Source organism: Sedimentitalea sp. XS_ASV28, from assembly GCF_041224545.1.
In the GTDB taxonomy this organism is placed as follows: Bacteria; Pseudomonadota; Alphaproteobacteria; order Rhodobacterales; family Rhodobacteraceae; genus Sedimentitalea.
Genome location: NZ_JBGFGP010000166.1, coordinates 21753 through 48411, shown reverse-complemented (window position 1 = coordinate 48411; position 26659 = coordinate 21753). Strand labels below are relative to the sequence as shown.

The following is a 26659-nucleotide window of genomic DNA, read 5'->3' as shown; positions in this document are numbered from 1 at the left end:
CGGGCCGCAGACCGCCTCAGAACGGAATATCGTCGCTGGTGCTGACAAAACGGGCCACGACCTTTTTGGACCCTGCCTTTTCAAAATCGATCTCGAGCTTGTCGCCTTCGATCCCGGTGATCGCGCCATAGCCGAACTTCTGGTGAAAAACACGTTCGCCGATGGTAAAACTGCTGACCGCGCTCAGGTCGATCACCGTGTTGCGGCTTTCCCTGGGTTGCGACAACCGGCGTTCGCCGGCCCGCGCCTGCAGGCGTTTCCAGCCCGGCGAATTATAGCCATCCGCATTCGCCACCCGTTCGGCGATCTCTGACTGGGCGGATTGCCGCGCCATGCCCGCCGCACCGTAACCGCCACCATACAGCCCCGGCGGCGTCAGCACCTCGACATGCTCCTCGGGAAGTTCGTCGATAAACCGCGATGGAAGCTGCGATTGCCATTGTCCAAAGACGCGACGGTTTCCCGCAAAGGAAATCGTGCACAATTCCTCGGCCCGCGTGATACCGACATAGGCCAGCCGCCGCTCTTCCTCGAGCCCTTTCAAACCGCTTTCATCCATGCTTCGCTGGGATGGAAACAGGCCGTCTTCCCAACCGGGCAGGAACACGGCGGGAAATTCCAGGCCCTTGGCCGCATGCAGGGTCATGATGCTGACCTTTTCGCCCGCATCGTCCTTTTCATTGTCCATGATCAGACTGACATGTTCGAGAAACCCTTGCAGGTTTTCAAACCCTTCCAATGCCTTGACAAGTTCCTTGAGATTCTCGAGCCGTCCCGGCGCTTCGGGGGTCTTGTCGTTCTGCCAATGGGCGGTATAGCCACTTTCATCCAGGATGATCTCGGCCAGTTCCGTATGGGTCATCTCCGGCTCGCCCGTCATGCGGCCCCAGCGCGCGATACCCTCGACCAGTTGCGCCAGCGCCGCGCCGCCCTTGCCCTTGATCAGCCCGCTCTGCACCGCCAGCCGGGCCCCTTCAACCAGCGACACACCATTGGTCCGCGCGGTGGTCTGGATGATCTGTTGCGCCTTGTCGCCTAAACCGCGCTTGGGCGTGTTGACGATGCGTTCGAACGCGAGGTCATCGTCGGGGCTGACCACGACGCGGAAATAGGCCATCGCATCGCGAATCTCCATACGCTCGTAAAATCGCGGCCCACCGATCACCCGATAGGGCAGTCCGATGGTCAGAAAGCGATCTTCAAAGGCGCGCATCTGGTGGCTGGCGCGAACGAGAATCGCCATCTGGTCGAGCCCGATGGCCCGCATCCCGCGCGCGCCGCGCTGCATCGCCTCGATCTCCTCGCCAATCCAGCGCGCCTCTTCCTCGCCGTCCCAATGCCCGATGAGCCGGACCTTTTCGCCATCCTCGGCCTCGGTCCACAATTCCTTGCCCAACCGCCCCTCGTTGCCGCGAATGACCCCCGAAGCCGCCGCGAGGATATGCGGGGTCGAGCGATAATTCTGCTCCAGTCGCACCACATGCGCACCGGGAAAATCCTTTTCAAACCGCAGGATGTTGCCCACCTCGGCCCCGCGCCAGCCATAGATCGACTGATCGTCATCCCCGACACAGCAGATGTTGCGATGCGATGCCGCAAGCAGCCGCAGCCACATGTATTGCGCCACGTTGGTGTCCTGATACTCGTCCACCAGAATATACCGGAACCAGCGCTGGTATTTTTCGAGCACATCGGGGTGGGTCTGGAAAATCGTCACCATGTGCAACAACAGGTCGCCGAAATCGACCGCGTTCAATTCCTTGAGCCGCGCCTGGTATTGCGCATACATCTCCACGCCCCGGTGATTGTAGGCACCGGCATCCGCCGCCGATACCTTGGCCGGAGGCAGCGCGCGGTTCTTCCAGTCATCGATGATCCCGGCCAACTGCCGGGCGGGCCAGCGTTTTTCGTCGATGCCGGCGGCGGAAATCAGTTGTTTCAGAAGCCTGATCTGATCGTCAGTGTCGAGAATCGTGAAGTTCGACTTGAGCCCGGCAAGCTCCGCGTGACGGCGCAACAGCTTGACACAGATCGAATGAAAGGTGCCCAGCCAGGGCATCCCCTCGATCGACTGGCCCAGCATTTCGCCCACGCGCTCTTTCATTTCGCGCGCGGCCTTGTTGGTAAAGGTCACGGCCAGAATCTCGTTCGGGCGGGCCGCCCCGGTGTTCATCAGGTGCACGATCCGCGCGGTCAGCGCCCTGGTCTTGCCCGTTCCCGCCCCTGCCAGCATGAGAACCGGGCCGTCCAGTTGCTCGACCGCCTTACGCTGCGCCGGGTTCAGGCCGTCAAGATAGGGCTGTGGACGCGCCGCCATTGCGCGCGTCGAAAGCGATCCGCCCTCAAAGGCGTCGATGTCGTCAAAGCTGCTCATGCGGGCAATGTAGACCATGCCGCCGGGCAGGAAAAGGGATGTTCGCGGCTTGTTCCCGGCTTAGTCGATACCGCGCAGAACCTCGAGCAATCCCTCGCCGCTGACGCCGAAATGCGCCTCGGCGGCCTCCTGCGCCGCCTTGGTCCTGGCCCCGAACAGCCCATCGATCGGCCCCGGGTTGAACCCGGCATTCAGCAGAAGCGACTGCCATTCGGCGGTGCTGGCTTCCCCGGTCAATTCCGCGTGCGCCCTGCCGGTCAGCACCACACGATCCGACAGGCCGTGCGTGCCGCCATTGATGGCCTTTGTCACCATGATGATGTCGGGCACGTCGGACCATTCCAGCACGTTCCGTCCCGATCGCCGCGTCCGTGCGAAATACTCCGCCGCGATCAGCCAGCAGACATCGGGATCGGCCGCGCGGTCCGGGTTGGCCACCAGATCCTCGCCAATCGCGTCGCCATAGCGGGTGTAATTGTCCTTGCCCGTCAGTTGCAGAAACCCGCGCCCGCGATACCGCCAGCCATCGCCGGAGGCCGGGTTGCCGTTGCCCATGCGGTTGGCATAGACCCGGTTTGCGATCTTTTCGGGCTGGCGGGCAAAGGAGTTGGTCTCGGCCTGCGACGCAAATTTGTGACGGAAAACCTTCCACAGCACGGCCGCAGAGTAGTTGAGGTTCTCGAACCTCATCCTGAACTTCGCGCTTTCATGGGCGCATTGCCCGATCAGGCTGGCGCGGCGCCGGTTGGTGTTGACACCGATCTCTTCCATTTTCGATTCAATGGCTTGCCAGGCAGAAAATGCCGCTGTCGCCGTGACGGATGAGGACGCGCAAACGCGAATTGCGGTTTCAATGGTCATTGGAAACTCCAAACAAATTTTTAATTAAAATAATGACAACTTTAACACGAAATCGCATTTCCATCCAGTCCCGGCAGTCTTAGCGCTTGCGCTGCGGCGCGGCACAACGGAAAAGACAGTATGGATTTGCACAGCAGCTATCCCGGCCTGATCGACCTGAAATGGCGCGCCCGCCGTCGCCTGCCCAAATTCGTCTGGGAGTTTCTGGACAGCGGCACGGGCACCGAGGCGACGAAATCGCGCAACCGCGCGGCGCTTGACCGGATCGGTTTCACCCCGTCCATCCTGCACGGTCCGATCGAACCGGATGTCAGCACCAGCTTTCTGGACGAGAGTTATCCGAAACCGTTTGGCATCTCGCCCATCGGCATGTCCGGCATGGTCTGGCCCGATGCCGAAGCCCTTCTGGCGCAGGCCGCGGCGATGGCAGGATTGCCCTACTGCATGTCCACCGTGGCCAGCGCCAGCCCCGAAGATATCGCGCCGCATCTGGGCCGGCACGCGTGGTTCCAGCTCTATCCGCCCAAGGATCACGAGATACGGCGCGACATGCTCGGGCGCGCGCGCGATGCCGGGTTCGGCACCCTGGTCTTGACCGTGGATGTACCCGTCGCCTCGCGTCGCGAGAGACAAACCCGCTCCGGGCTGACACACCCCCCTCGTTTGACGCCGCGCCTGATGGCCCAGATCTGCATGCGCCCGACCTGGGCCGTTGGAATGGCCCGCAAGGGGATGCCGCACATGCGCACGCTCGACAAATACATCAGCGGCGCGCAGGCCAACCTGCCGCCGACCGCGCATGTGGGCTATCTCCTGCGGACCTCACCGGATATGGAATACGTGCGCTGGCTGCGCGACAACTGGGACGGGCCATTCCTGATCAAGGGCATCCTGCGCCCCGAAGACGCGGCGCCGCTGGAACAGGTCGGGGTCGATGCGCTCTGGGTCTCCAACCACGCCGGACGTCAATTCGACGGGTCTCTTGCCAGCATCGAAGTGCTTCCGGCCATTCGGGCGGAGACATCACTGCCCCTGATCTTTGACAGCGGGATCGAGAGTGGCCTCGATATCCTGCGCGCCCTGGCACTCGGGGCGGATTTCGTGATGCTGGGCCGCGGCTTTCACTACGCGCTCGCCGCGCTCGGCGCCGACGGACCTGCGCATCTGATCGACCTGCTTGCGAGGGACATGCAAGCCAATATGGGGCAGATCGGAGCCCATGACCTGAAAAACCTGCCGACCCCGATAGATTTGCCGCGGCTCTGTTGATGCATCCGTTACAGAACGACATTGCGCGGCGCGATACCGATTCAAGTAGACGTTTACGTCAGGTAACAAGCTGAATAGAAAAGCCGGAACGCTACGGCACCAGGAGACCAGAATGCCCGATTTCCAGAAAATCCTAGTCGCAAACCGTGGGGAGATCGCGATACGCGTGATGCGTGCGGCGAATGAGATGGGCAAGCGCACGGTCGCCGTGTATGCGGAAGAGGACAAGCTGGGCCTGCACCGTTTCAAGGCGGACGAGGCCTATCGGATCGGTGAGGGGCTGGGTCCTGTCGCGGCCTATCTGTCGATCCCCGAAATCATCCGCGTGGCGCGGGAATGCGGCGCCGACGCGATTCATCCGGGCTATGGGCTGCTGTCCGAAAACCCCGATTTCGTGGATGCCTGCGATGCAGCCGGAATCACCTTTATCGGGCCGCGCGCCGACACGATGCGCGCCCTTGGCGACAAGGCAAGCGCGCGCAAGGTGGCGATTGCAGCCGGTGTTCCGGTCATTCCCGCGACCGAGGTGCTGGGCGATGACATGGACGCGATCCGCGCCGAGGCGGCGGAGATCGGCTATCCCCTGATGCTCAAGGCGTCCTGGGGCGGCGGCGGGCGTGGCATGCGCCCGATCCAGAAGCCCGAGGAACTCGAAGAGAAGGTGCGCGAAGGCCGTCGCGAAGCGGAAGCGGCCTTCGGCAATGGCGAAGGGTATCTGGAAAAGATGATCACCCGCGCGCGCCATGTCGAGGTGCAGATACTCGGCGACAAACACGGCGGGATGTATCACCTGTACGAGCGGGACTGCTCGGTGCAGCGGCGCAATCAGAAGGTCGTCGAGCGTGCCCCCGCGCCCTATCTTACCGAGGCGCAGCGGGCCGAAATATGTGACCTGGGCTATCGCATCTGCAAGCATGTGGATTATGAATGCGCCGGCACTGTCGAGTTCCTGATGGATATGGAAAGCGGCGAGTTCTATTTCATCGAGGTCAACCCGCGCGTGCAGGTCGAGCATACCGTCACCGAAGAGGTGACCGGCATCGACATCGTGCGCGCGCAGATCCTGATCGCCGAAGGCAAGACCATCGCCGAGGCCACCGGCAAGCCAGCGCAGGAAGACGTGCAGCTGAACGGTCACGCGCTGCAGACCCGTGTGACCACCGAGGATCCGCAGAACAATTTCATTCCCGATTACGGGCGCATCACCGCCTTTCGGTCGGCGACTGGCATGGGTATCCGGCTGGATGGCGGCACCGCCTATGCCGGCGGCTTCATCACGCGCTATTATGACAGCCTGCTTACCAAGGTGACCGCCTGGGCCCCGACGCCGGAGATGGCGATCGCGCGGATGGACCGGGCGTTGCGCGAATTCCGTGTGCGCGGGGTCAGCACAAATATCGCCTTTGTCGAAAACCTGCTGAAACATCCGACATTCCTGAACAACACCTATACCACCAAATTCATCGACGAGACGCCCGAGCTGTTCCAGTTCAAGCGCCGCCGCGACCGGGGGACCAAGGTTCTGACCTATATCGCCGACATCACGGTGAACGGGCATCCCGAGGTCAAGGACCGCCCGCGCCCGCGCGCCGACCTCAAGCTGCCCCGCGCCCCCGAACAGCGTGGCGAGCCGATGATGGGCACGCGCAATCTTCTGGAACAGAAGGGCCCGCAGGCGGTCGCCGACTGGATGAAGGCGCAGTCGCAGCTCCTGGTCACCGACACCACGATGCGCGACAGTCACCAGTCGCTGCTGGCCACCCGCATGCGCTCGATCGACATGATCCGGGTGGCCCCGGCCTATGCCACCAACCTGCCGGGCCTGTTCTCGGTCGAGTGCTGGGGCGGGGCAACCTTTGACGTGGCCTATCGCTTCCTGCAGGAATGCCCGTGGCAGCGTCTGCGCGACCTGCGGGCGGCGATGCCCAACGTGATGACCCAGATGCTGCTGCGCGGCTCCAACGGGGTCGGATACACCAATTATCCCGACAATGTGGTGCAGAAATTCGTGCACCAGGCGGCGGAAACCGGGGTCGACCTGTTCCGGGTCTTTGACGCGCTGAACTGGGTCGAGAACATGCGCGTGGCGATGGATGCGGTGCTTGAAGCGAACAAGCTCTGCGAAGGTTCGATCTGCTACACCGGCGACATCAACGACCCGGACCGCGCCAAGTACAACCTGAAATACTACGTCGAGGCCGGCAAGGAACTGCGCGATGCGGGGGCGCATATCCTCGGCCTCAAGGACATGGGCGGCTTGTTGAAACCCACCGCCGCCAAGGCATTGGTCAAGGCGCTGAAGGAAGAGGTCGGTCTGCCGATCCACTTCCACACCCATGACACCGCCGGTGTCGGTTGCGCCACCATCCTCGCCGCCTCCGAGGCGGGCGTGGATGCGGTGGATTGCGCAATGGACGCCCTGTCCGGCAACACCAGCCAGCCGACGCTGGGGTCGGTGGTCGAGGCGCTGCGCCGCACCGATCGCGATACCGGGCTCGACATTACCGCGATCCGCGAGATCAGCGAATACTGGGAGGCGGTGCGCGCGCAATACGCGGCGTTCGAATCCGGGTTGCAGGCGCCCAACTCCGAGGTCTATCTGCATGAAATGCCCGGTGGCCAGTTCACCAACCTCAAGGCACAGGCGCGCAGCCTCGGACTCGAGGAACGCTGGCACGAGGTGGCCCAGACCTATGCCGACGTGAACCAGATGTTTGGCGATATTCCGAAGGTCACGCCGTCGTCCAAGGTGGTGGGCGACATGGCGCTGATGATGGTCAGCCAGGGACTGACACGCGCCGATGTCGAAAATCCGGATGTGGATGTGTCCTTTCCGGATTCGGTCATCGGGATGATGCGCGGCGACCTTGGTCACCCGCCCGGCGGCTTTCCCGAGGTCATAACCAGCAAGGTGCTCAAGGGTGCCACGCCGAATATGGAACGTCCGGGCAAGCACCTGCCCGCCGTCGATCTCGAGGAGGAGCGCGCCAGGGTCAGCGCCGAGCTCGAAGGCAAGGCCGTCGACGACGAGGATCTCTGTGGCTACCTGATGTATCCCAAGGTGTTCATGGATTACATGGGCCGCCATCGGACTTATGGGCCGGTACGGACCCTGCCGACCACCACGTTCTTTTACGGCATGGAGCCGGGCGACGAGATAAGCGCCGAGATCGACCCGGGCAAGACGCTCGAGATCCGCATGCAGGCGGTGGGCGAGACCAATGACGAGGGCGAGGTCAAGGTATTCTTCGATCTCAACGGCCAGCCCCGCGTGATCCGCGTGCCAAACCGGATGGTCAAGTCCACCACCGAAAAACGCCCCAAGGCCGAGGCGGGCAACGCCAATCACGTCGGCGCCCCGATGCCCGGGGTGATTGCCACCGTCGCGGTCACCGCCGGTCAGACCGTCAAGGAGGGCGACCTGCTCCTGACCATCGAGGCCATGAAGATGGAAACCGGCCTGCACGCGGAACGCGACGCGACCATCAAGACGGTGCACGTAGCGCCCGCAAGCCAGATCGACGCCAAGGATCTGCTGATCGAGCTGGAATAGGGTGGCTGCCACGTCTGACAAGAGCACAGGGGCGCATCCGGACTTGCGCCTCTGCGACACATGCCGATCTGATCGCAAGAGCGTTGGGCGCCGGCACAAGACGCGGCGTCGGACGCAGACGCTGCGCTACAATCCGAGTTCTGCGCGCTTTTTCCTGCTCAGCTTTGCAACGATCATGGCATAGGAATCCGATATGTGGCGTTGAAGTTCCGCATCCGAAAGCCCCGGTTCCGCGTAGTGCTGCAACCATTTCAATCCGCGCGACGCAAGATAGGGCGCCGGCCGGACGCCCGGCATGTCTGACAGCACCTCGAACGCGATGTCGGATGCCTTGAAGGTGAAGGCATCCCCGCCCTCTGCCCATCCGCAAATTGCGAAAACCTTGCCGCCGACCTTCCAGACATCCGAATTGCCCCATTGAACCACATGGGTCGCGCCGGTGAAGGTTGCACAGAACCGGTTGAATTCGTCCCTGACCATCTCGCACTCCCTGACACGCCCGCTTCAAGAGCCGACAGGTCCGGAACCTAGACCGTGTGACGCGCGCCCGAAAGAGGGTCGTGGCAGATCATGGGACAGTCTGGCCTACCCCTCCGTGGCGGTTCAGCTGACCGCCATGCAGCCATGATGCGTCGGCCCGTCGACATGCATCGCTTCGGCCGTGCGCCCGTTGACGGCAAGGCCCAGAATGATTGCCCCGCTCAACACTGCGATCCTGCATTTTTCACCAAAGGTCATCGCCGCGCCCTTCTTCTGATTTGTACCATCTACCCCTTGTTACGCAGAGGCGTCGCGGTTCCGTCGCGTTGACCGTGAATTTTTTTGACGAACTCCCGATTTTCCTCTTGCGGGTCGCGTCAGTTGTTTATATCTCACGCCTCACTCAAGGACGCGGGCGTAGCTCAGGGGTAGAGCATAACCTTGCCAAGGTTAGGGTCGTGAGTTCGAATCTCATCGCCCGCTCCATTGAGATAATCACAAAATACGAAAAATGCGATGCTCCGCCGGGGCAATGTATCGAGCGCATGCCTGCGGTCCAATGCTGGATTTCTCGTCGCCGCTTGCTAGGGTCGGCACAGGAAAATGGAGAAATCAATGAACATCATCTGGCTTGGACATGGCAGCTTTCGCATCGAGACCGGCGATCTGGTATTGCTCATCGACCCCTGGCTGACGGGTAACCCGATGCTGGCCGAAGACCAGCACGAAGCCGCGGTCGAGGGGGCAACGCATATCATCCTGACCCATGCACATTTCGACCATGTGATCGACGTTCTGTCATTGTGCCGGAAACTGAACGTTCCGGCGGTCGGACAGTACGACATCATGGGATACTGGAACGAGGTGGAAAAGATCGAGACGGTCGGCTTCAACAAGGGCGGCACGGTGGACCTTGGCGGGGCCACGTTGTCGATGGTCACGGCCCAGCATTCCTCCACCTTTGCAACCGAAGACGGTCTGCGCACCGGCGGGTCCGAGGTGGGTTACATGCTGAGCGCGGAAGGACGCACGATCTATATCAGCGGCGACACCGATATCATGGCCGACATGGAGTGGTTCGCGGATTACTACAAACCGGATATCGGCATCATGTCTGCGGGCGGGCATTTCACCATGGACATGGCCAAGGTCGCCTATGCGGCCAACCGGTATTTTGAGTTCAAAACCCTGATTCCCTGCCATTACCGCACTTTCCCGATCCTCGAACAATCCGCCGACGCATTGGCCAAGGCGCTGCCCGAGGTGGACGTGATCGAGCCGCAGGTGCTGCAACCCATCGCGCTTTGACACGATTACACACCCCCGGTTCGCCCACGCCACCGGGGGTGTGTAACATCAATATTGTTGATGGTTCAAAGATCAAACATTCATTACACTAATGCGCGGGTCCAACCTATATCCTCGACACAAGATCACATCGTCAGGATAGGAGACCATCGTGACACATACTGTAGACAGCATCTCATCGTCGAACGCGCGCCCCGTCAGCCGGAATTCGGACCGCAGCCGCCTATGGATCGCACTTGCACTGGCGGCGGCCGTTATCGGCTTTCTTACGATTGAAGGAACCGGCGCGCGCGCGTTTCTGGCTGGCCTGAATCTCGAAACCGGCAGCATCCCGGGCGAGGATTGGCACGGAAATGTCCGTCGTTCGACGCCGTCGAACTGACAGGTGAAGCCCGCCGCTTCAAGCAGCGCATCACACCGCCGACCGCTTCAGGCCAACGTCGAATCGCTGTCAGCGCCATTGCGCCGGTTTGCAAAGAACCGGCGCAGCATTTCCGCACACTCCGCCTCGGCCAGCCCGTCATAAACCTCTGGTACGTGATGGGTCTGGGCATGTTCATAGACCCGTGCCCCATGCGCCACCCCGCCCGACTTGGGATCGGATGCGCCGTAATACAGGCGTCCGATCCGCGCAAAGGCGATGGCGGCGGCACACATCGGACACGGCTCCAGCGTGACGTAGAGGTCATGCCCGAGCAGACGTTCGCTCCCCGTCGTCGCGCAGGCCGCGCGGATCGCCAGCATCTCGGCATGCGCCGTCGGATCGTTCAATTCACGCGTGCGGTTTCCCTCGGCTGCGACAACCCTGCCATCCGGCGCGACAATCACCGCCCCGACCGGCACCTCGCCCCGCTCTGCCGCCAGACGAGCCTGTTCAAGCGCCTGAGTCATCTGGGATTTGAAAACCATGGCGCACCCTGCCCCGCATTCCCCGCTTTCGCAAGGGCGTGGAATGGGTTAAGCCCCGCTTCATGAGCGACAAACCCACCCAACCCGGCGACCGGATCGCCAAGGTCCTCGCCCGCGCGGGACTCGCCAGCCGCCGCGAGGCCGAACGGATGATCGAGGCCGGACGCGTGACGGTGAACGGGCGCAAGATCGACAGCCCCGCTCTGAACGTGACCGCAAAGGACCGGATCGCGGTGGATGGCACGCCGCTGGCCGAACCGGAACCCGAGCGCATGTGGCTCTATCACAAGCCGACGGGGCTGGTGACCACCACCAACGACGAAAAGGGACGCAAGACCATTTTCGACGAGCTGCCCGACGACATGCCGCGCGTGATGAGTATCGGGCGGCTGGATCTCAATTCCGAAGGCCTGCTGCTTCTGACGAATGACGGCGGGATCAAACGCAAGCTGGAACTGCCCAGCACCGGCTGGCTGCGCAAATATCGCGTGCGGATCAACGGCCGTCCATCCGATGAAGATTTCGCGCCGCTGCGCGCGGGCCTCTTGATCGAGGGCGAGCGTTTCCAGCCGATGCAGGTGACCCTGGATCGACAGCAAGGCGCGAACGCGTGGCTGACCATCGCCATTCGCGAGGGCAGGAATCGCGAAATTCGGCGGGCAATCGCCGATATCGGGCTGACGGTGAACCGGTTGATCCGGGTGTCCTACGGTCCCTTTCAACTGGGCACGCTGAAGCCCGGCGAGGTGCAGGAGCTCAAGCGGCGCGTGTTGCGCGAACAACTGGGGCTGGAAAGCGCGCCCCCTGTCGGCACCGCCCGCCGCAGTCGCGGGCGCGGAAAAAAGACACCCCATCGCAAGACCTGAGCCAAACAGCGCACAGTTCCCCCTAGCAAGCAGTCAAAGCATGACCTACCTTCCACCCCATGGAACGGTCTGGGATTTGACATGTCGCACTCAGGACTTCGCAAGATGGCCTATGTCCTCTTGATTATCGTGATGTTCGGTGTGTGCACCGGATGGCTGGGAGGGCTCTAGACCATGGCGAAACGCTATGGCGGCAAGTACAGCCCCGAGGGACAGACAGACGAACAGACCGCAGAACCCCGTGGCAGGTTTGACGGAGCACGCGTGGACCCCGCAGGCGCAAGGTCGAACGTCTTGTTCATTCCGGCGATTCCGCTGGTTTTCATGTCGCTGGACGACGGCGCACTTGGACTGACCCTCGCGCTTGTTGCGGCGGGTGTACTGACCCTTGCGGCGTGGCTGCTGCGCGAGGGGCTGCGCGCCGAAGCGGCCTATGACGCACGCAAAGTTGCAAGACGCCCGGCCTTTCCCCGCAAGATGGCGGCAAGCCTGCTGACAGGTATCGGTATCGCGCTGGCGGCCTACAAGTCCGAACCCGGCCTTGTCGCGCCAATCCTCTACGGCGGTGTTGCGACCGTGCTGCACAGTTTCGCGTTCGGTCTGGATCCGCTGCAAGACAAGGGAATGGAAGGCGTCGACACGTTCCAGCAGGATCGGGTCGCCCGCGTCATCGAAGAAGCGGAAGGCCGGTTGTCCGAGATGAGCGATGCCGTCCGTCGCGCCGGAGATCGTAAGGTCGAAGCCCGTGTCGAGCGTTTTCAGACCACGGCCCGCGACCTCTTCCGGACGGTCGAAGAGGACCCCCGTGACCTGACCGCCGCCCGCAAGTACCTGACGGTCTATCTGCAGGGCGCGCGCGACGCGACCATCAAATACGCCGACATTTATGCCCGCACACGCGACGCGCAGGCGCGAGAAGACTATCTCGCCCTGCTTGACGATCTCGAAAAGAACTTCGCCGCACGGACCCGCAGGATGCTGCTGGACGATCGCGGCGACCTGACCGTTGAAATCGAAGTGCTGCGCGACCGGTTGCAGCGCGAAGGCGTCCGTACCGACGCCCCGTGACATAACAAGGAGCCCATCCATGTCCGACACAACCCGCAAGAAGGCACAGGAAGCCCTGACCGAGGTCGAAGAGATCACCGCCGTGGTTCTTCCCGATCCGGCAGCGGAAATCGTGCCGCTTGAACAGGCGGACGCGCCGGTCAGCGCCGAAATCACCAGGCGGATGAACGAAATCAACATGAGCGACACCAACTCGATTGTCGCTTTCGGCTCGGGTGCTCAGACGGAGTTGCAGGAGATCAGCCAGGCCATGCTGGCGGATGTGCGCAACAAGGATGTCGGCCCTGCGGGAGACTCCCTGCGCAACATCGTCACGACGATCCGCGGTTTCTCGGTCAGCGAACTTGACGTGCGCCGCGAACGCAGCTGGTGGGAAAAGCTGTTGGGCCGCGCCGCGCCCTTTGCCAAGTTTACCGCCCGCTTCGAAGAGGTTCAGGGCCAGATCGACCGCGTCACCGACGAGCTGCTCGGTCATGAACACGCCCTGCTCAAGGACATCAGGTCCCTGGACAAGCTCTATGAAAAGACACTGAATTTCTACGACGAGCTGGCACTTTACATCGCCGCCGGAGAAGCCAAGCTGGCACAGCTGGATGCCACCGACATCCCCGAAAAGGAAGCCGCCGTGGCCGCCGCGCCCGAGGAAAAGCAGGTCATGGCCGCGCAAGAGTTGCGCGACCTGCGCGCGGCGCGCGACGATCTGGAACGCCGGGTGCATGACCTCAAGCTGACGCGACAGGTCACGATGCAGTCGCTTCCCTCGATCCGTCTCGTACAGGAGAATGACAAGAGCCTCGTGACCAAGATCAACTCGACGCTCGTCAACACCGTTCCGCTGTGGGAAACACAACTGGCGCAGGCCGTCACCATCCAGCGCAGCTCCGAGGCCGCCTCGGCAGTGCGCGATGCCAATGACCTGACCAACGAACTGCTGACTGCCAACGCCGCGAATCTGCGCGAAAGCAACAAGATGATCCGCCAGGAAATGGAACGGGGCGTTTTCGACATCGAAGCGGTGAAACAGGCGAATGCCGACCTGATCGGCACCATCAACGAAAGCCTCGCCATCGCGGACGAGGGCAAGGCCCGGCGCGCCGCCGCCGAGGACGAGCTGAAGAAGATGGAGGCAGAACTGCGCGACACGCTCGCCTCTGCCAAGGCGCGCCGCGACGGGGTTGGCGACAACGCCGGCACCGCCGTACCGAACTGAGCCGCCGCATGTGGACGGGGAAGCAACGATGCGGGGCCTTGCTGGCCATTTGCGTCACCCTGTTGCTTGCCTGCTGCGACCAGATGGGCCTGAAATCCTCGCCCAGCCCGCAGGCGCGCCCGGCCAGTTTGCGCATTGCGCCGCCTGCTCCCGTCGGGCCTTCGGCGCGCAGTGTCGATCTCGCCCGGTATTACCAGAAAATCCAGAATGGTCTGCTGACCCGCGGATTACTGCGCACCGACGGAGGCGGCCCCGACACGCCTTATTCCGCCGAAGATCTGGCCCGCAACTTCGAGAACATCGTTTTCTACAACGAATATTCCAGCGGCGACGGGCTGAGCCCCGCGCAACGCCGCCAGAGCGGCCAACTCAGCCGCTGGAGCGGCCCTGTCCGCATCGGCACCGAGTTCGGCGCCAGCGTCCCCCCCGACCAGCGCAGCCACGACCAGGTCCAGATCGACCGCTACGCGGAACGGCTGGCACGCATCACCGGTCATGCCATCACACCGGTGCGGAGCGGCGCGAATTTCAACGTCCTCGTCGTGGGCGAGGACGACAACGACTTCCTGCGCCGCCGGCTCCGGCAGATCATTCCGGGCATCGGCCCGGCAGAGCTGGACCTATTTTCCAACCTGCCGCGCTCCTATTATTGCCTGGTGATCGCCGTATCCGGTGCCGGCAATCCCAACGACTACACCCGCGCCGTCGCGCTGATCCGAACGGAACACCCGAACCTGGTGCGCCTGTCCTGCATCCACGAAGAACTCGCCCAGGGGCTCGGCCTGTCCAATGACAGCCCCTATGCCCGCCCGTCGATCTTCAACGACGATGACGAATTCGCGCTCCTGACAAGTCACGACGAACTCTTGCTCAAGATGCTCTACGATCCGCGCCTGAAACAGGGCATGACCGCCGATGAGGCACGTCCGCTCGCCGGCGCGATCGCCCGCGAGCTTCTGGGCGAACAGCCACAAGACCCGATCTGAAAGGAACCTCACTATGGGCATCTTCGATTTCCTGAGCGGTGAATTCATCGACGTGATCCACTGGGTCGACGACACGCGCGACACGATGGTCTGGCGGTTCGAGCGCCAGGGCCATGCCATCAAGTATGGCGCCAAGCTGACGGTGCGCGAGGGCCAGGCCGCCGTGTTCGTGCACGAAGGCCAGCTCGCCGACGTGTTCACGCCGGGGCTCTACATGCTCGAAACCAACAACATGCCGATCCTGACAACGCTGAACCACTGGGACCACGGCTTCAAAAGCCCCTTCGTCTCCGAGATCTACTACGTCAATACCACCCGGTTCACCGACCTGAAATGGGGCACCAAGAACCCGATCATCTGCCGCGACCCCGAATTCGGCCCGGTGCGCATCCGCGCCTACGGAACCTACTCGGTCCGCGTGACCGATCCCGCCCGGTTCATGACCGAAATCGTCGGCACCGACGGCGAATTCACGATGGACGAGATCAGCTTCCAGGTCCGCAACATCATCGTGCAGGAATTCTCGCGCGTCATTGCCGGCTCGGGCATCCCGGTTCTCGACATGGCCGCCAACACCGCCGATCTCGGCAAGCTGATCGCAACCGAGATTTCACCCACGCTGGAAGACTACGGCATGTCGATCCCGGAACTCTATATCGAAAACATCTCGATGCCCCCGGCGGTCGAAGCCGCGCTCGACAAGAGGACCTCCATGGGCCTCGCCGGCGATCTCGGGAAATTCACCCAGTATTCCGCCGCCGAGGCCATGACCGCCGCCGCCGGCAACCCGGCGGGCGGGGGCATGGCCGCCGGCCTCGGCGCCGGGATGGGCATGGCGATGGCCGGTCAGATGGCGGGCCAGGGCCCCTGGGGAGCGGCACCGCGCGCACCAGCGCATCAGGCCGCGCCACCGCCCCCGCCCCCTGCCGAACATGTCTGGCATATCGCCGAGGGCGGTGAAACCAGGGGTCCGTTTTCCAAGGCCCGGCTGGGCCGGATGGCCGGCGAAGGCGCCCTCACGCGCGACACCTATGTCTGGACCGCCGGACAGGATGGCTGGAAACGCGCCGAAGACGTCCAGGAACTGGCGCAACTCTTCACCATCCTGCCGCCGCCGCCCCCCGGCGCCTGACCCGCCCTTCATCTTTGTCGAAATACTCCCGCCGGAGGCGGACTATCCCCGTGACCGAAACAGGCGCTGACATCCCCGTGACCGAGCATCGCTTTCCCTGCGAACAATGCGGCGCGGACTACCGGTTCGATCCCGCACGCGACGCGCTGGTCTGCGACCATTGCGGCGACACCCGCGCCATCGAACACGGGCCATGGTCCGGCGCGGCCCTGCGGGAGCTCGATTTCGACGCAGCGGCGGCTGAAACCCTGCCGGAAACCGAGATCGAGGAAACCCGCGTCCTGAACTGCCCCAATTGCGCCGCTCAGGTTGAATTCGATCCCGACACCCACGCGGCCGAATGCCCGTTCTGCGCCACGCCGGTAGTCACCGACACCGGCATCAACCGCCATATCAAACCGCGCGGGGTGCTGCCCTTTGTCCTCGATGAACGCCGCGCCCACGCGGCCATGACCGACTGGCTGGGGCGGCTGTGGTTTGCACCGGGCGGGCTCAAGACCTATGCCCGCAAGGGGCGCAGGATGCAGGGTATCTATGTCCCCTACTGGACCTTTGACGCCCAGACGCGCTCGCGCTACCGGGGCGAACGCGGCACCATCTACTACACCACCCGCACCGTCGTGCAGGACGGCAAGCGCGTGCAGCAACGCGTCGCCAGGATACGCTGGACACGCGCTTCGGGCCGGGTCGCGCGCTTTTTCGACGATGTGCTCGTACTGGCGTCGACCAGTTTGCCCAAGCGCTTTACCGATGCGCTGCAACCCTGGGACCTGGCGGCGCTCGCCCCTTATCAGCCGCAATATCTCGCCGGATTTCGTGCCGAGGCCTATTCGGTGTCGCTGCAACAGGGGCATGACGAGGCGCGCGGGCATATGGCGCGGGTGATCGAACGCGACGTGCGTTTTGACATCGGCGGCGATCAGCAGAGGATTCACGATATCGACACCGATGTCAGCGAAGTGACCTTCAAACACATCCTGCTGCCGGTCTGGCTGGCTGCCTACAAGTATCAGGGCCAGACCTATCGTTTCGTGGTCAACGGCCAGACCGGGCGCGTACAGGGCGAGCGCCCCTATTCGGCGATCAAGATCACACTGGCGGTCGTCCTCGCGCTGCTGGTGGCGGCGGGGATCGGATATCTGGTGGCCACCGGCCAGTAACGCGTCCAAACGCCCCTTGCGGAATGGGTGCGCCATCGTCATCTTACGCGCCAAATCACTCCGGGACCCAACCATGACTCCTTCCGATCTGGATGCCCTTCTTGCCGCCCGACATTCCTGCCGGGCGTTCCGTCCCGATCCCGTGCCCCGCACCGTCATCGAGGGCATCGTTTCCACCGCCCGCCGCGCACCGTCCTGGTGCAATGCGCAGCCCTGGCAACTGACCGTCACCAGCGGCGCGGAAACAGACCGGTTTCGCGCCGCCCTGCAACAGGAAGCGAATGACGAGACACCGGACCCCGATCTGGACTGGCCGACACGATATTCCGGCATCTACCAGGAGCGTCGCCGCACCTGCGGCTGGCAACTCTACGAAGCAGTCGGTGTCGCCCGTGGAGACCGCGCCGCCTCGGCGCGGCAGATGATGGAGAATTTCGCCCTGTTCGGTGCCCCGCATTGCGCCATCCTGTCCAGCCCTGCCGAGCTTGGACCCTATGGGGCAATGGATTGCGGCGGCTTTGTCACCGCCTTTACCATCGCCGCGCAGGCATATGGGGTTGCCAGCATCGCACAGGCCGCGGTTGCGTCATACGGTCCGTTGCTGCACCGCCACTTCGCGATACCCGAGGATCGGCTGATCCTGTGCGGGATCTCGTTCGGCTATGCGCAGAGCGACCACAAGGCCAACAGCTTTCGCACCGAACGCGCGGCGGTGTCCGATATCGTGGACTGGCGCGGGGTCGCCTGATGCGCGCGGTGATCCAGCGTGTCCGTTCGGCCAGCGTGACGGTCGATCGCCGTGTGATCGCAGAGATCGGACCCGGCCTGCTCATCCTCGTTTGCGCGATGCAGGGCGACGACGACAATGCGGCGCGAAAACTCGCGGTCCGGATACCGAAACTGCGTATCTTCGGCGATGACGCGGGCAAGATGAACCGCTCGCTTCTCGATACCGGCGGCAGTGCCCTGGTCGTCAGCCAGTTCACGCTTGCCGCCGATACCTCACGCGGCAATCGCCCCGGTTTTTCGGCGGCCGCGCCGCCACGGGACGGCGAGCGGCTTTACCAGCTGTTCGCCAGGGAATTGACAGCGCAGGGCATCACGGTCGAAACAGGCGAATTTGGGGCGGACATGGCGGTGGCGCTGGTCAATGACGGCCCTGTAACCATCTGGATGGAGAATTGAATGGACACCCGAGCGATCAAAATCTGGCGGGCCGGCGTTGACGCGGTTGGCGGTTATCAGGCCACGCGCACGGCACTTGCCGGCGCGGATCAGCAGCCGCCGGACCAGGTGATCGCGGTCGGCAAGGCCGCGGGTGACATGGCCCGTGCCGCGCTGGATCATTTCGGGTCGCTGCCAACGCTTGTCGTCACCAAGGACGGTCACGCCGAGGGGCTGCCCGCAGACGTGCATGTCATCGAATCCTCGCATCCCGTGCCGGATTCGCGCAGCCTCGCGGCGGGTCGCGCCCTGCGCACGTGCGTTCAGGGCATGAAGGCGGGGACGAACCTGCTGCTGCTGGTATCGGGCGGCGCGTCGTCGCTGGCCGAGGACCCGGTCGAAGGCAAGACTCTGGCCGACCTCCAGGCGCTGAATTCCAGGCTTCTGGCCGAGGGGCTGGACATCACCGCCATGAATATCGAAAGACGTAAAATCTCGCGCATCAAGGGCGGCGGTCTGCTGGCGGCCTTTGCCGGCAAATCCGCACGGGTTCTGGCAATTTCCGATGTGCCCGGCGATGATCTGTCCGTTGTCGGATCGGGCATCGGCGCGCCACCGGGAACCTGCGAGTTCGACTGTGACACCCGGATCATCGCCAGCAACACCATCGCCCGCGATGCCGCCTGTGACGCGGCAGATACTCTGGGCCTGCCGGTGATCGAGAATGCCGAGGCGCTGCATGACGACCTTCCGACGCTGGCCCGGCAGATCGGCACGCGCCTGCGCGACATGCCGCGCGGCGTCCTGGTGCTCGGTGGTGAGCCCACGGTGGTTCTGCCCCCCAATCCCGGTCGCGGCGGGCGCAACCAGGCCCTGGCGCTCGAGCTTGCAAGGGAAATCGCCGGCATCGACGGGCTGACGGTGATCGTCGGCGGCACCGATGGCAGCGATGGTCCCACCGACGCGGCCGGTGGGGTGGTCGATGGGCACACCTGGCGGCCCGAGGCGGAACAGGCGCTGCGGGCCGCCGACAGCGGCAGTTTTCTCGAGCGGCATGGCGCGCTGTTCACCACCGGCCCCACCGGAACGAATGTCATGGACCTCCTGATCGCGGTGCGCGATTGATGCGCGCAACAACTGACAGGACCCTGCACCGATGAATGACTCCGCCAACAGTCTGCGTGAGATCGAAGAACTGCCCGATATGGGGATCACGCTGCCCGACGGGTGCCGCCTCTCCGCCCGCGTCTGGCGTCCCGTCGATGCGGCGCGAAATCCTGTGCCGGCGATCCTCGAATACCTGCCCTATCGCAAACGCGACGGCACATGCGCGCGCGATGCGCTGACCCACCCGTGGTTCGCGCGGCGCGGCTATGCCTGTATCCGTGTGGACATTCGCGGCAATGGCGACAGCGAAGGGCTGATGTCAGACGAATACACGCCACAGGAGCTCGCCGACGCGGTCGAGGTGATCCGTTGGCTGGCCCGGCAGGAGTGGTGTTCCGGCAGCGTCGGCATGATGGGCATCAGCTGGGGTGGCTTCAATTCCCTTCAGGTGGCGGCGCTCGAACCCGAACCGCTCAAGGCGATCATCACCCTGTGCTCGACGGTCGACAGATTCGCCGACGACATTCATTACAAGGGCGGCTGTCTGCTCAATGAAAATCTCGGCTGGGGCGCGACGATGTGGTCCTATTCCAGTCGCGCTCCGGATCCGGCGCTGCGCGAGAACTGGCGGGACATGTGGCTTGACCGGCTAGAGAACGAGCCGTTTCTTCCGTCGCTCTGGCTGCGTCACCAGCGACGCGACGCCTACTGGAGGCACGGATCGGTCTGCGAGTCCTATGACACGATCAGGGCGCGCGTGCTTGCCATCGGTGGCTGGGGCGATGCCTACAAGAACGCGGTTCCGCAACTGGTCGAGGCCGTGCCCGGCAGCAAGGGCATCGTTGGCCCCTGGGTTCACAAATATCCGCATTTCGCCGTGCCGGAGCCACGTATCGGATTCCTGCAGGAGGCGTTGCGGTGGTGGGACCGTTGGCTCAAGCACGCGGACACGGGTGTCGAGGACGACCCGGACTATCGGGCCTTCCTGATGGATGGCGTGCGTCCGGCGACCTGGTACACCGAACGTCCCGGACACTGGCTCAGCGAGGAGAAAGGAGCGACCTCGCACCTGTCCCTGCGCACCCTGCACCTGACCGATTCAGGGCTTGGCGATCAGGGCGGCGGATTGTCCGCAACCGTACGCTCACCGCATCACTGTGGCATGATGGCGGGCGAATATTGCGCCATCTGGCTGGGTCCCGAATTGCCGGGAGACCAGCGTGCCGATGATGCACTTTCGGTCTGTTTCGACAGCCGCCCGCTGGAGGAGGACATGGATATCGTCGGCGCGCCCACGCTGCGCCTGACGCTTAGCGCGGATCGCCCGCAGGCACAGATTGCCATCCGCCTGAACCACGTCCACCCGGACGGGGCGAGTACGCGCATCACCTACGGTGTGCTCAATCTCTGCCACCGCGACGGATCGGAACATCCCGCGCCTCTTTCCCCCGGCGCGGCGGTGGATGTCGAGTTGTCGCTTGACCATATCGCCTATCGTGTCCCAAAGGGCCACCGCTTGCGCGTCGCGGTGTCGAGCGCCTATTGGCCGTTGATCTGGCCCAGCCCGGAAACCGCAACCCTGACCCTGACGCGCGGTGCGCTGGAATTGCCGATACGGGAAAAGGCCGCTGGCGATGAATGGCAATTTCCTCCGCCAGATGCGGATGCGCCGTGGGAGATCGAGCAACTGCGTCCCGAGGCGCATGTCCGGCGTCAGGAAACCGATCTGACCACCGGCGAAGTTCACCTCGTGATCGAGGACGATTTTGGCAAGGTGCGTGACGCGGATCATGGGCTGATCAACGGATCGATCGCCCGCGAGCGCTGGTCGATACATCCTGATGATCCGCTGTCGGCGCGTGGCTCTTGCCACTGGACCGACGAGTTGGAACGCGACGGCATCCAATTGCGCACCGAGACAACTTGCGAGATGTGGTCTGACGCCACGCAGTTTCATCTGAAAGCCCGTCTGCAGGCTTTTCAGAACGGTTCGCTGGTTCTGGAGCGCGACCTGAGCGACAGCGTGCCACGCGACCTGCTGTAATGTCGCCACGGCACGATCGGACTTCCCCCTTGCGAGCAGGCCGGAAATGCGCAAACCTTGACCCATCAATCAATAAACACGCGCGCCAAGCGCGAAATCAACGGGAGTTTCAGATGAACAACGAACTTGACTACATGGCCAGCCGTGTCACAGCCGGGAAGATGACCCGTCGTGAATTCATGGGCAAGGCCGCCGCACTCGGCATCAGCACCGTGGTCGCGTCCTCGATCTACACAGGCGCGGCCAAAGCAGCCGAACCCGTCAGGGGCGGCACGATCAAGCTCGGCTCGTCCGGCGGTGAAAGCACCAACACGATGGACCCGGCGCTGACCGCATCCGAGGTTCCGCTGTCCAACATCCGGCACTGGGGTGAAACGCTGGTCGATGTGAACCCGGACGGCTCGCTCGACTTCCGCATGGCCGAAAGCGTCGAGGCCTCGGCCGATGCCATGACCTGGACCTTCAAGATTCGTCCCGGCATCGAATTCAGCAACGGCAAGACGATGACCGCCGAAGACGTGCTCAAGACGATGCAGCGCCACTCCAACGAAGACAGCCAGTCAGGGGCGCTCGGCATCGTCAAGGACATCGAAGCGATGCGCGCGGATGGCGACAATTTCATCGTCGAGCTTGGCACGGGCAATGCCGACCTGCCCTATCTCATGGCGGACTATCACCTGATGATCCAGCCCGATGGCGGCATGGATGATCCCGCGGCGGGGATCGGCACCGGCCCCTATACGATCGAGTTCGACGAACCGGGCGTGCGCCACGGCTTCAAACGCAATCCGAACTACTGGGACCCCGAAAACCGTGGCTTTGCCGAGTTCAGCGAAGTTCTGGTGCTGAACGACGCCACCGCGCGCGCCGCCGCGTTGCAATCCGGACAGGTTCACGGGATCAACCGGGTGGATCCCAAGGTCGCTTCGCTGTTGAACCGCGCGCCCAACCTCACCGTCGAAAGCGCCTCGGGTCGTGGCCATTACGTGTTCATCATGCATATCGATACCGCGCCCTTCGATACCAACGAATTGCGGCTGGCGCTGAAATACGCGATCAATCGGCAGGAGATGGTCGACAAGATCCTGCGCGGCTATGGCAGCATCGGCAACGACTTTCCGATCAATGGCTCCTATCCGCTGTTTGATACCACGATCCCGCAGCGAGAGTTCGATCTCGAAAAGGCCGCCGAGCATTACAAGGCCTCTGGCCACGATGGCAGCCCGATCATCCTGCGCACCTCCGACGGAGCGTTTCCGGGTGCGGTCGATGCCGCCGCGCTGTTTCAGCAATCGGCACAGGCCGCGGGTATCCCGCTGGAAATCAAGCGCGAACCGAATGACGGATACTGGTCCGAAGTCTGGAACAAGCAGCCGTTCTGCGCCTCTTACTGGGGTGGTCGTCCGGTTCAGGACCAGATGTATTCGACCGCCTATCTCTCGACCGCCGACTGGAACGATACCCGCTGGAAGCGTGACGATTTCGACGCGATGCTGCTGGCGGCCCGTGCCGAGCTGGACGAAGCCAAGCGCAAGGAAATCTATTCCAACATGGCCCAGATGCTGCGCGAGGAAGGCGGCCTGATCCTGCCGATGTTCAACGATTTCGTCAGCGGCGTCGCCAATTCCGTCGGGGGCTGGATCGAAGATCCGAACGGCGAGATGATGAACAACAAGTTCAACATCAAATGCTGGGTCGAAGCCTGATCAGATGCATCCGGTCCTGAAACTTGTGGCCCAGCGATTGGCGCTGGGTCTGGTCCTCCTCTTCTTCGCCTCGATCCTGATATTCGTTGGCACGATGATTTTGCCAGGGGACGTGGCCCAGTCCATTCTGGGCCAGTCCGCCACCCCCGAAGCCATCGCAAACCTGCGCGAGGAGCTCGGGATGAACAAACCCCCGATAACACGCTATTTCGACTGGCTGGGCGGTGTCATGCAAGGCGATCTGGGCACTGCCCTCACCAATGGCCGCGACATCGCCGAGAGCCTCGGCGTGCGTTTCAAGAATACCATCTTCCTTGCCTTCTGGGCCGCCGTAATCGCGGTGCCTCTGGCGATCTTTCTCGGACTGCTCTCGGTGCGCTACCGCGACCGCTGGCCGGACAAGCTGATATCGGCGATATCGCTGACGTCGATCTCGATACCCGAATTCCTGATCGGTTACGTCCTGATGTATTTCATCTCGGTCAAGTTGGGCTGGTTCCCGTCGGTTTCGATGATCAACGACACCATGTCGCTGGGTCAGAAGCTCAATGCCATCGCCCTGCCCGTCATGGTGCTGACGCTGGTGGTTCTGGCACATATGATGCGCATGACCCGCGCGGCGATCCTCAACGTCATGCAATCGGCCTATATCGAAACCGCCGAGTTGAAAGGGCTGTCCGGTTTTGACGTGATCCGCAAACACGCCTTTCCCAACGCCATCGCCCCGATCGTGAACGTGGTGATGCTCAACCTGGCCTATCTCGTGGTCGGCGTCGTGGTGATCGAGGTTGTGTTCGTCTATCCCGGCATGGGCCAGTACCTGGTCGATCACGTGTCCAAGCGTGACGTGCCGGTGGTGCAGGCCTGCGGGCTGATCTTTGCCGCAGTCTACATCGCGCTCAACATGTTTGCCGATATTGTCTCGATCCTGTCCAATCCGCGTCTGAGGCATCCGAAATGAAGAACATTCCCATCTCGGCACTCATCGGCCTGTTCTTCACCAGCCTCTATTTCCTGATGGCCATTTTTGCGCCGCTCCTGGCCCCCTACGGCATGGCGGAAATCGTCGGCGACGTGTGGGAGCCTTCATCGTCACAGTTCCTGCTCGGGACCGACAGTATCGGACGGGATCTTCTCAGCCGGATGATCTATGGCGGGCGTACCACGATCTTCATCGCGACCATGGCCACCGTCCTGAGCTTTGTCACCGGATCGGTTCTCGGCTTTCTCGCCGCAGTTTCGGGCGGATGGGTCGATCAGGTTCTGTCACGCTTTGTCGATCTCATCATGTCGATCCCGACGCTGATCTTTGCGCTGGTGGTTTTGTCGGTCATGCCGGTGACGATCCCGGTGCTGATCCTGGTGATGGGCTTGCTCGATTCCACCCGCGTCTACCGTCTGGCGCGCGCCGTCGCGGTTGACATCACCGTCATGGATTATGTCGAGGCCGCGCGCCTGCGCGGCGAAAAGACCGCCTGGATCATATTTCGCGAAATCCTGCCCAACGCGCTCAGTCCGCTGGTCGCGGAAATGGGCCTGCGCTTCATCTTCATGGTGTTGTTCGTCTCGACCCTGTCATTTCTCGGCCTTGGCGTACAGCCGCCCGAGGCCGACTGGGGCGGGATCGTGAAGGAAAACAAGGAAGGTATCGTCTATGGCATCCCTGCTGCGCTGATCCCTGCCTTTGCCATCGCGACGCTGGCGATTTCTGTCAACCTCGTCGCCGACTGGGTGCTCAATCGCACCACCAGCCTGAAAGGAGGGCGCGGATAATGTCAGAACCACTCGTCAAGGTCCGCGGCCTCAAGATCGGTGCGACGGTCTATCCTCCGGGGGAAAAGCCCCACGATATCGAAATCGTGCATGGCGTCGATTTCGACCTGCAAAAGGGCGAGGTTCTGGGGCTGATCGGAGAATCTGGCGCCGGCAAATCCACCATCGGTCTTGCCACCATGGCCTATGGGCGGGGTGGCGTTAAGATCACCGGCGGCGAGGTCTGGGTCAATGGCCGTGACATCCTGAAAAGCGGGCTGCGCGATGTGCGCCGGTTGCGCGGCAGCGAAGTCACCTATGTCAGCCAGTCCGCCGCCGCGTCGTTCAACCCGGCCAAGCAGATCATGGAACAGGTGACCGAGGCCGCGATCCGGCACAACAAGTTCAGCCGCAAGGAGGCCGAGGCGCGCGCTGTCGACCTCTTTACCAAGCTCGGCCTGCCCGATCCCGAAACCATCGGCAACCGCTATCCGCACCAGGTGTCGGGGGGGCAGCTGCAACGCTGCATGACGGCGCTGGCGCTGTGTCCCGAACCCGATCTGGTGGTGTTCGACGAACCCACCACCGCGCTGGATGTGACAACGCAGATCGACGTTCTGGCCGCGATCAAGGACGCGATCCGCGATACCGGCGTCGCCGCGCTGTACATCACCCATGACCTTGCGGTGGTGGCACAGGTCAGTGACCATATCATGGTGCTGCGCATGGGCGACACGGTGGAATACGGCACCACCGACCAGATCATCAACGCGCCACAGGAAGAGTATACCCAGGCGCTGGTCTCGGTTCGCTCGATCAAGCATATCGAAAAGGAACCGACGCCGGAACCGGTGCTGTCTGTCCGGAACATCACAGCGCGCTATCCCGGCACCAAGTTCGACGTGCTGCACGATGTGAGCGTCGACCTGCATCCGGGACAGACCCTCGCCATCGTCGGGGAAAGCGGCTCGGGCAAGTCCACCCTCGCCCGTGTGATCACCGGCCTGCTGCCGCCGCGCGACGGGGTCATCGACTTTGCCGGGCGCACCCTGTCGCCTGCATTCGAGAGCCGGACCCGCGAGGATCTGCGCGAATTGCAGATGATCTACCAGATGGCCGATGTGGCGATGAACCCGCGCCAGACGGTCGGCACCATCATCGGCCGGCCGCTGGAATTCTATTTCGGCCTCAAGGGGGCCGAGAAACAGAAGCGCATTCAGGAACTGCTGGACGAAATCGAACTGGGCACGGGCTTTCAGGACCGCTATCCGGCGGAATTGTCTGGGGGGCAGAAGCAACGTGTGTGCATCGCCCGCGCGCTGGCGGCCAAGCCCAAGATGATCATCTGTGACGAGGTGACCTCCGCGCTGGATCCGCTTGTGGCCGATGGCATTCTCAAGCTGTTGCTCGAACTACAGAAAATCGAGGATGTGGCCTATCTCTTCATCACGCATGATCTCGCGACGGTGCGCGCCATCGCCGACTCGATCGCGGTGATGTACCAGGGCCGGGTCCAGCGGTACGGCTCGAAAACCGAAGTTCTGAGCCCGCCATTCGACGACTATACCGACCTGCTCCTGTCCTCGGTCCCCGAGATGAAGCTGGGCTGGCTGGAAGAAGTGCTCGACCATCGCAAGATGGAAAGCGCCGGGAACTGACCGTCGATCCGACGGGCTGAACCGTGGCGCCTTGTCAGGGCGCCACGGTGAT

At 62.8% G+C, this 26659-nt stretch carries 22 protein-coding genes and 1 tRNA gene; 19 read left to right on the top strand and 4 right to left on the bottom strand.

Features of this window, described 5'->3' with window-relative positions; all coding sequences use genetic code 11:
- Positions 1–16 precede the first annotated feature (16 nt).
- Together AB9K34_RS19300 and AB9K34_RS19295 are read right to left on the bottom strand one after the other, a co-directional pair.
- On the bottom strand, positions 17–2374 hold the full coding sequence (locus tag AB9K34_RS19300) for an ATP-dependent helicase (protein WP_369956494.1): 2358 nt from the start codon (positions 2372–2374) through the stop codon (positions 17–19).
- 60 nt (positions 2375–2434) lie between these two features.
- Positions 2435–3235, bottom strand: coding sequence for a glycoside hydrolase family 19 protein (locus tag AB9K34_RS19295; protein ID WP_369956081.1), 801 nt, complete (start codon positions 3233–3235; stop codon positions 2435–2437).
- 120 nt (positions 3236–3355) lie between these two features.
- On the opposite strand from AB9K34_RS19295, the gene AB9K34_RS19290 reads away from it, so the two are divergent.
- Positions 3356–4504, top strand: coding sequence for an alpha-hydroxy acid oxidase (locus tag AB9K34_RS19290; RefSeq protein WP_369956079.1), 1149 nt, complete (start codon positions 3356–3358; stop codon positions 4502–4504).
- A 112-nt stretch (positions 4505–4616) separates the two neighbouring features.
- Positions 4617–8057, top strand: coding sequence for a pyruvate carboxylase (locus AB9K34_RS19285; protein WP_369956078.1), 3441 nt, complete (start codon positions 4617–4619; stop codon positions 8055–8057).
- Positions 8058–8183: 126 nt separating this feature from the next.
- Here AB9K34_RS19285 and AB9K34_RS19280 read toward each other — a convergent pair whose 3' ends face one another.
- Complete coding sequence (locus AB9K34_RS19280; protein WP_369956076.1) at positions 8184–8537, bottom strand: MmcQ/YjbR family DNA-binding protein; 354 nt, start codon at positions 8535–8537, stop codon at positions 8184–8186.
- Positions 8538–8948: 411 nt separating this feature from the next.
- Between AB9K34_RS19280 and AB9K34_RS19275 the strand changes: the two genes are divergently transcribed.
- The 3 genes from AB9K34_RS19275 to AB9K34_RS19265 all read left to right on the top strand — a co-directional run bounded on the left by AB9K34_RS19275 (position 8949) and on the right by AB9K34_RS19265 (position 10227).
- Positions 8949–9023, top strand: a tRNA-Gly gene (locus AB9K34_RS19275).
- 129 nt (positions 9024–9152) lie between these two features.
- Positions 9153–9845 (top strand): metal-dependent hydrolase, encoded by a 693-nt coding sequence (locus AB9K34_RS19270; protein ID WP_369956074.1) that lies wholly within the window; start codon positions 9153–9155, stop codon positions 9843–9845.
- 151 nt (positions 9846–9996) lie between these two features.
- Positions 9997–10227 (top strand): hypothetical protein, encoded by a 231-nt coding sequence (locus AB9K34_RS19265; RefSeq protein ID WP_369956073.1) that lies wholly within the window; start codon positions 9997–9999, stop codon positions 10225–10227.
- A 47-nt stretch (positions 10228–10274) separates the two neighbouring features.
- Here AB9K34_RS19265 and AB9K34_RS19260 read toward each other — a convergent pair whose 3' ends face one another.
- Positions 10275–10754 carry a nucleoside deaminase gene (locus tag AB9K34_RS19260; protein WP_369956072.1) on the bottom strand — a complete coding sequence of 160 codons (480 nt, stop codon included), beginning with the start codon at positions 10752–10754 and terminating at the stop codon, positions 10275–10277.
- A 62-nt stretch (positions 10755–10816) separates the two neighbouring features.
- Here AB9K34_RS19260 and AB9K34_RS19255 point away from each other — a divergent pair, with 62 nt between their 5' ends.
- The 14 genes from AB9K34_RS19255 (at position 10817) to AB9K34_RS19190 (ending at position 26607) form a co-directional block, all read left to right on the top strand.
- Positions 10817–11620, top strand: coding sequence for a pseudouridine synthase (locus tag AB9K34_RS19255; RefSeq protein WP_369956070.1), 804 nt, complete (start codon positions 10817–10819; stop codon positions 11618–11620).
- Positions 11621–11794: 174 nt separating this feature from the next.
- Positions 11795–12688: a 5-bromo-4-chloroindolyl phosphate hydrolysis family protein gene (locus AB9K34_RS19250; protein ID WP_369956069.1), complete on the top strand. Its 894-nt coding sequence runs from the start codon at positions 11795–11797 to the stop codon at positions 12686–12688.
- A 19-nt stretch (positions 12689–12707) separates the two neighbouring features.
- Positions 12708–13898 (top strand): toxic anion resistance protein, encoded by a 1191-nt coding sequence (locus AB9K34_RS19245; protein WP_369956068.1) that lies wholly within the window; start codon positions 12708–12710, stop codon positions 13896–13898.
- Between the two features lie 8 nt (positions 13899–13906).
- Positions 13907–14884 (top strand): DUF2927 domain-containing protein, encoded by a 978-nt coding sequence (locus AB9K34_RS19240; RefSeq protein ID WP_369956067.1) that lies wholly within the window; start codon positions 13907–13909, stop codon positions 14882–14884.
- Positions 14885–14897: 13 nt separating this feature from the next.
- On the top strand, positions 14898–16016 hold the full coding sequence (locus AB9K34_RS19235; RefSeq protein ID WP_369956065.1) for an SPFH domain-containing protein: 1119 nt from the start codon (positions 14898–14900) through the stop codon (positions 16014–16016).
- A 50-nt stretch (positions 16017–16066) separates the two neighbouring features.
- Positions 16067–17176: a primosomal protein N' (replication factor Y) - superfamily II helicase gene (locus AB9K34_RS19230; RefSeq protein ID WP_369956063.1), complete on the top strand. Its 1110-nt coding sequence runs from the start codon at positions 16067–16069 to the stop codon at positions 17174–17176.
- Between the two features lie 73 nt (positions 17177–17249).
- Positions 17250–17924 carry a nitroreductase gene (locus tag AB9K34_RS19225; RefSeq protein WP_369956062.1) on the top strand — a complete coding sequence of 225 codons (675 nt, stop codon included), beginning with the start codon at positions 17250–17252 and terminating at the stop codon, positions 17922–17924.
- Positions 17924–18361: a D-aminoacyl-tRNA deacylase gene (gene dtd / locus AB9K34_RS19220; protein ID WP_369956061.1), complete on the top strand. Its 438-nt coding sequence runs from the start codon at positions 17924–17926 to the stop codon at positions 18359–18361. Before AB9K34_RS19225 ends, dtd begins: the two co-directional genes overlap by 1 nt.
- Positions 18362–19465, top strand: coding sequence for a glycerate kinase (locus AB9K34_RS19215; protein ID WP_369956059.1), 1104 nt, complete (start codon positions 18362–18364; stop codon positions 19463–19465).
- Positions 19466–19496: 31 nt separating this feature from the next.
- Positions 19497–21491, top strand: a complete 1995-nt coding sequence (locus AB9K34_RS19210) for a CocE/NonD family hydrolase (protein WP_369956057.1) — start codon at positions 19497–19499, stop codon at positions 21489–21491.
- Between the two features lie 113 nt (positions 21492–21604).
- On the top strand, positions 21605–23197 hold the full coding sequence (locus tag AB9K34_RS19205) for an ABC transporter substrate-binding protein (protein WP_369956056.1): 1593 nt from the start codon (positions 21605–21607) through the stop codon (positions 23195–23197).
- Between the two features lie 4 nt (positions 23198–23201).
- Entirely contained in the window at positions 23202–24158 is a 957-nt protein-coding gene (locus tag AB9K34_RS19200) for an ABC transporter permease (protein ID WP_369956055.1), read from the top strand.
- Positions 24155–24970 (top strand): ABC transporter permease, encoded by an 816-nt coding sequence (locus tag AB9K34_RS19195; protein WP_369956054.1) that lies wholly within the window; start codon positions 24155–24157, stop codon positions 24968–24970. The genes AB9K34_RS19200 and AB9K34_RS19195 overlap by 4 nt, the downstream gene beginning before the upstream one ends.
- A complete protein-coding gene (locus AB9K34_RS19190; protein ID WP_369956052.1) occupies positions 24970–26607 on the top strand; it encodes an ABC transporter ATP-binding protein in 1638 nt (545 codons plus the stop codon). The genes AB9K34_RS19195 and AB9K34_RS19190 overlap by 1 nt, the downstream gene beginning before the upstream one ends.
- Positions 26608–26659: the final 52 nt, after the last annotated feature.

Excerpts from the sequence above, each read along its gene's own strand:
- AB9K34_RS19300 (WP_369956494.1), bottom strand. The coding sequence starts at position 2,374 with ATGAGCAGCTTTGACGACATCGACGCCTTTGAGGGCGGATCGCTTTCG.
- AB9K34_RS19295 (WP_369956081.1), bottom strand. The coding sequence starts at position 3,235 with ATGACCATTGAAACCGCAATTCGCGTTTGCGCGTCCTCATCCGTCACG.
- AB9K34_RS19290 (WP_369956079.1), top strand. The coding sequence starts at position 3,356 with ATGGATTTGCACAGCAGCTATCCCGGCCTGATCGACCTGAAATGGCGC.
- AB9K34_RS19285 (WP_369956078.1), top strand. The coding sequence starts at position 4,617 with ATGCCCGATTTCCAGAAAATCCTAGTCGCAAACCGTGGGGAGATCGCG.
- AB9K34_RS19280 (WP_369956076.1), bottom strand. The coding sequence starts at position 8,537 with ATGGTCAGGGACGAATTCAACCGGTTCTGTGCAACCTTCACCGGCGCG.
- AB9K34_RS19270 (WP_369956074.1), top strand. The coding sequence starts at position 9,153 with ATGAACATCATCTGGCTTGGACATGGCAGCTTTCGCATCGAGACCGGC.
- AB9K34_RS19260 (WP_369956072.1), bottom strand. The coding sequence starts at position 10,754 with ATGGTTTTCAAATCCCAGATGACTCAGGCGCTTGAACAGGCTCGTCTG.
- AB9K34_RS19255 (WP_369956070.1), top strand. The coding sequence starts at position 10,817 with ATGAGCGACAAACCCACCCAACCCGGCGACCGGATCGCCAAGGTCCTC.
- AB9K34_RS19250 (WP_369956069.1), top strand. The coding sequence starts at position 11,795 with ATGGCGAAACGCTATGGCGGCAAGTACAGCCCCGAGGGACAGACAGAC.
- AB9K34_RS19245 (WP_369956068.1), top strand. The coding sequence starts at position 12,708 with ATGTCCGACACAACCCGCAAGAAGGCACAGGAAGCCCTGACCGAGGTC.
- AB9K34_RS19240 (WP_369956067.1), top strand. The coding sequence starts at position 13,907 with ATGTGGACGGGGAAGCAACGATGCGGGGCCTTGCTGGCCATTTGCGTC.
- AB9K34_RS19235 (WP_369956065.1), top strand. The coding sequence starts at position 14,898 with ATGGGCATCTTCGATTTCCTGAGCGGTGAATTCATCGACGTGATCCAC.
- AB9K34_RS19225 (WP_369956062.1), top strand. The coding sequence starts at position 17,250 with ATGACTCCTTCCGATCTGGATGCCCTTCTTGCCGCCCGACATTCCTGC.
- dtd (WP_369956061.1), top strand. The coding sequence starts at position 17,924 with ATGCGCGCGGTGATCCAGCGTGTCCGTTCGGCCAGCGTGACGGTCGAT.
- AB9K34_RS19215 (WP_369956059.1), top strand. The coding sequence starts at position 18,362 with ATGGACACCCGAGCGATCAAAATCTGGCGGGCCGGCGTTGACGCGGTT.
- AB9K34_RS19210 (WP_369956057.1), top strand. The coding sequence starts at position 19,497 with ATGAATGACTCCGCCAACAGTCTGCGTGAGATCGAAGAACTGCCCGAT.
- AB9K34_RS19205 (WP_369956056.1), top strand. The coding sequence starts at position 21,605 with ATGAACAACGAACTTGACTACATGGCCAGCCGTGTCACAGCCGGGAAG.
- AB9K34_RS19200 (WP_369956055.1), top strand. The coding sequence starts at position 23,202 with ATGCATCCGGTCCTGAAACTTGTGGCCCAGCGATTGGCGCTGGGTCTG.
- AB9K34_RS19195 (WP_369956054.1), top strand. The coding sequence starts at position 24,155 with ATGAAGAACATTCCCATCTCGGCACTCATCGGCCTGTTCTTCACCAGC.
- AB9K34_RS19190 (WP_369956052.1), top strand. The coding sequence starts at position 24,970 with ATGTCAGAACCACTCGTCAAGGTCCGCGGCCTCAAGATCGGTGCGACG.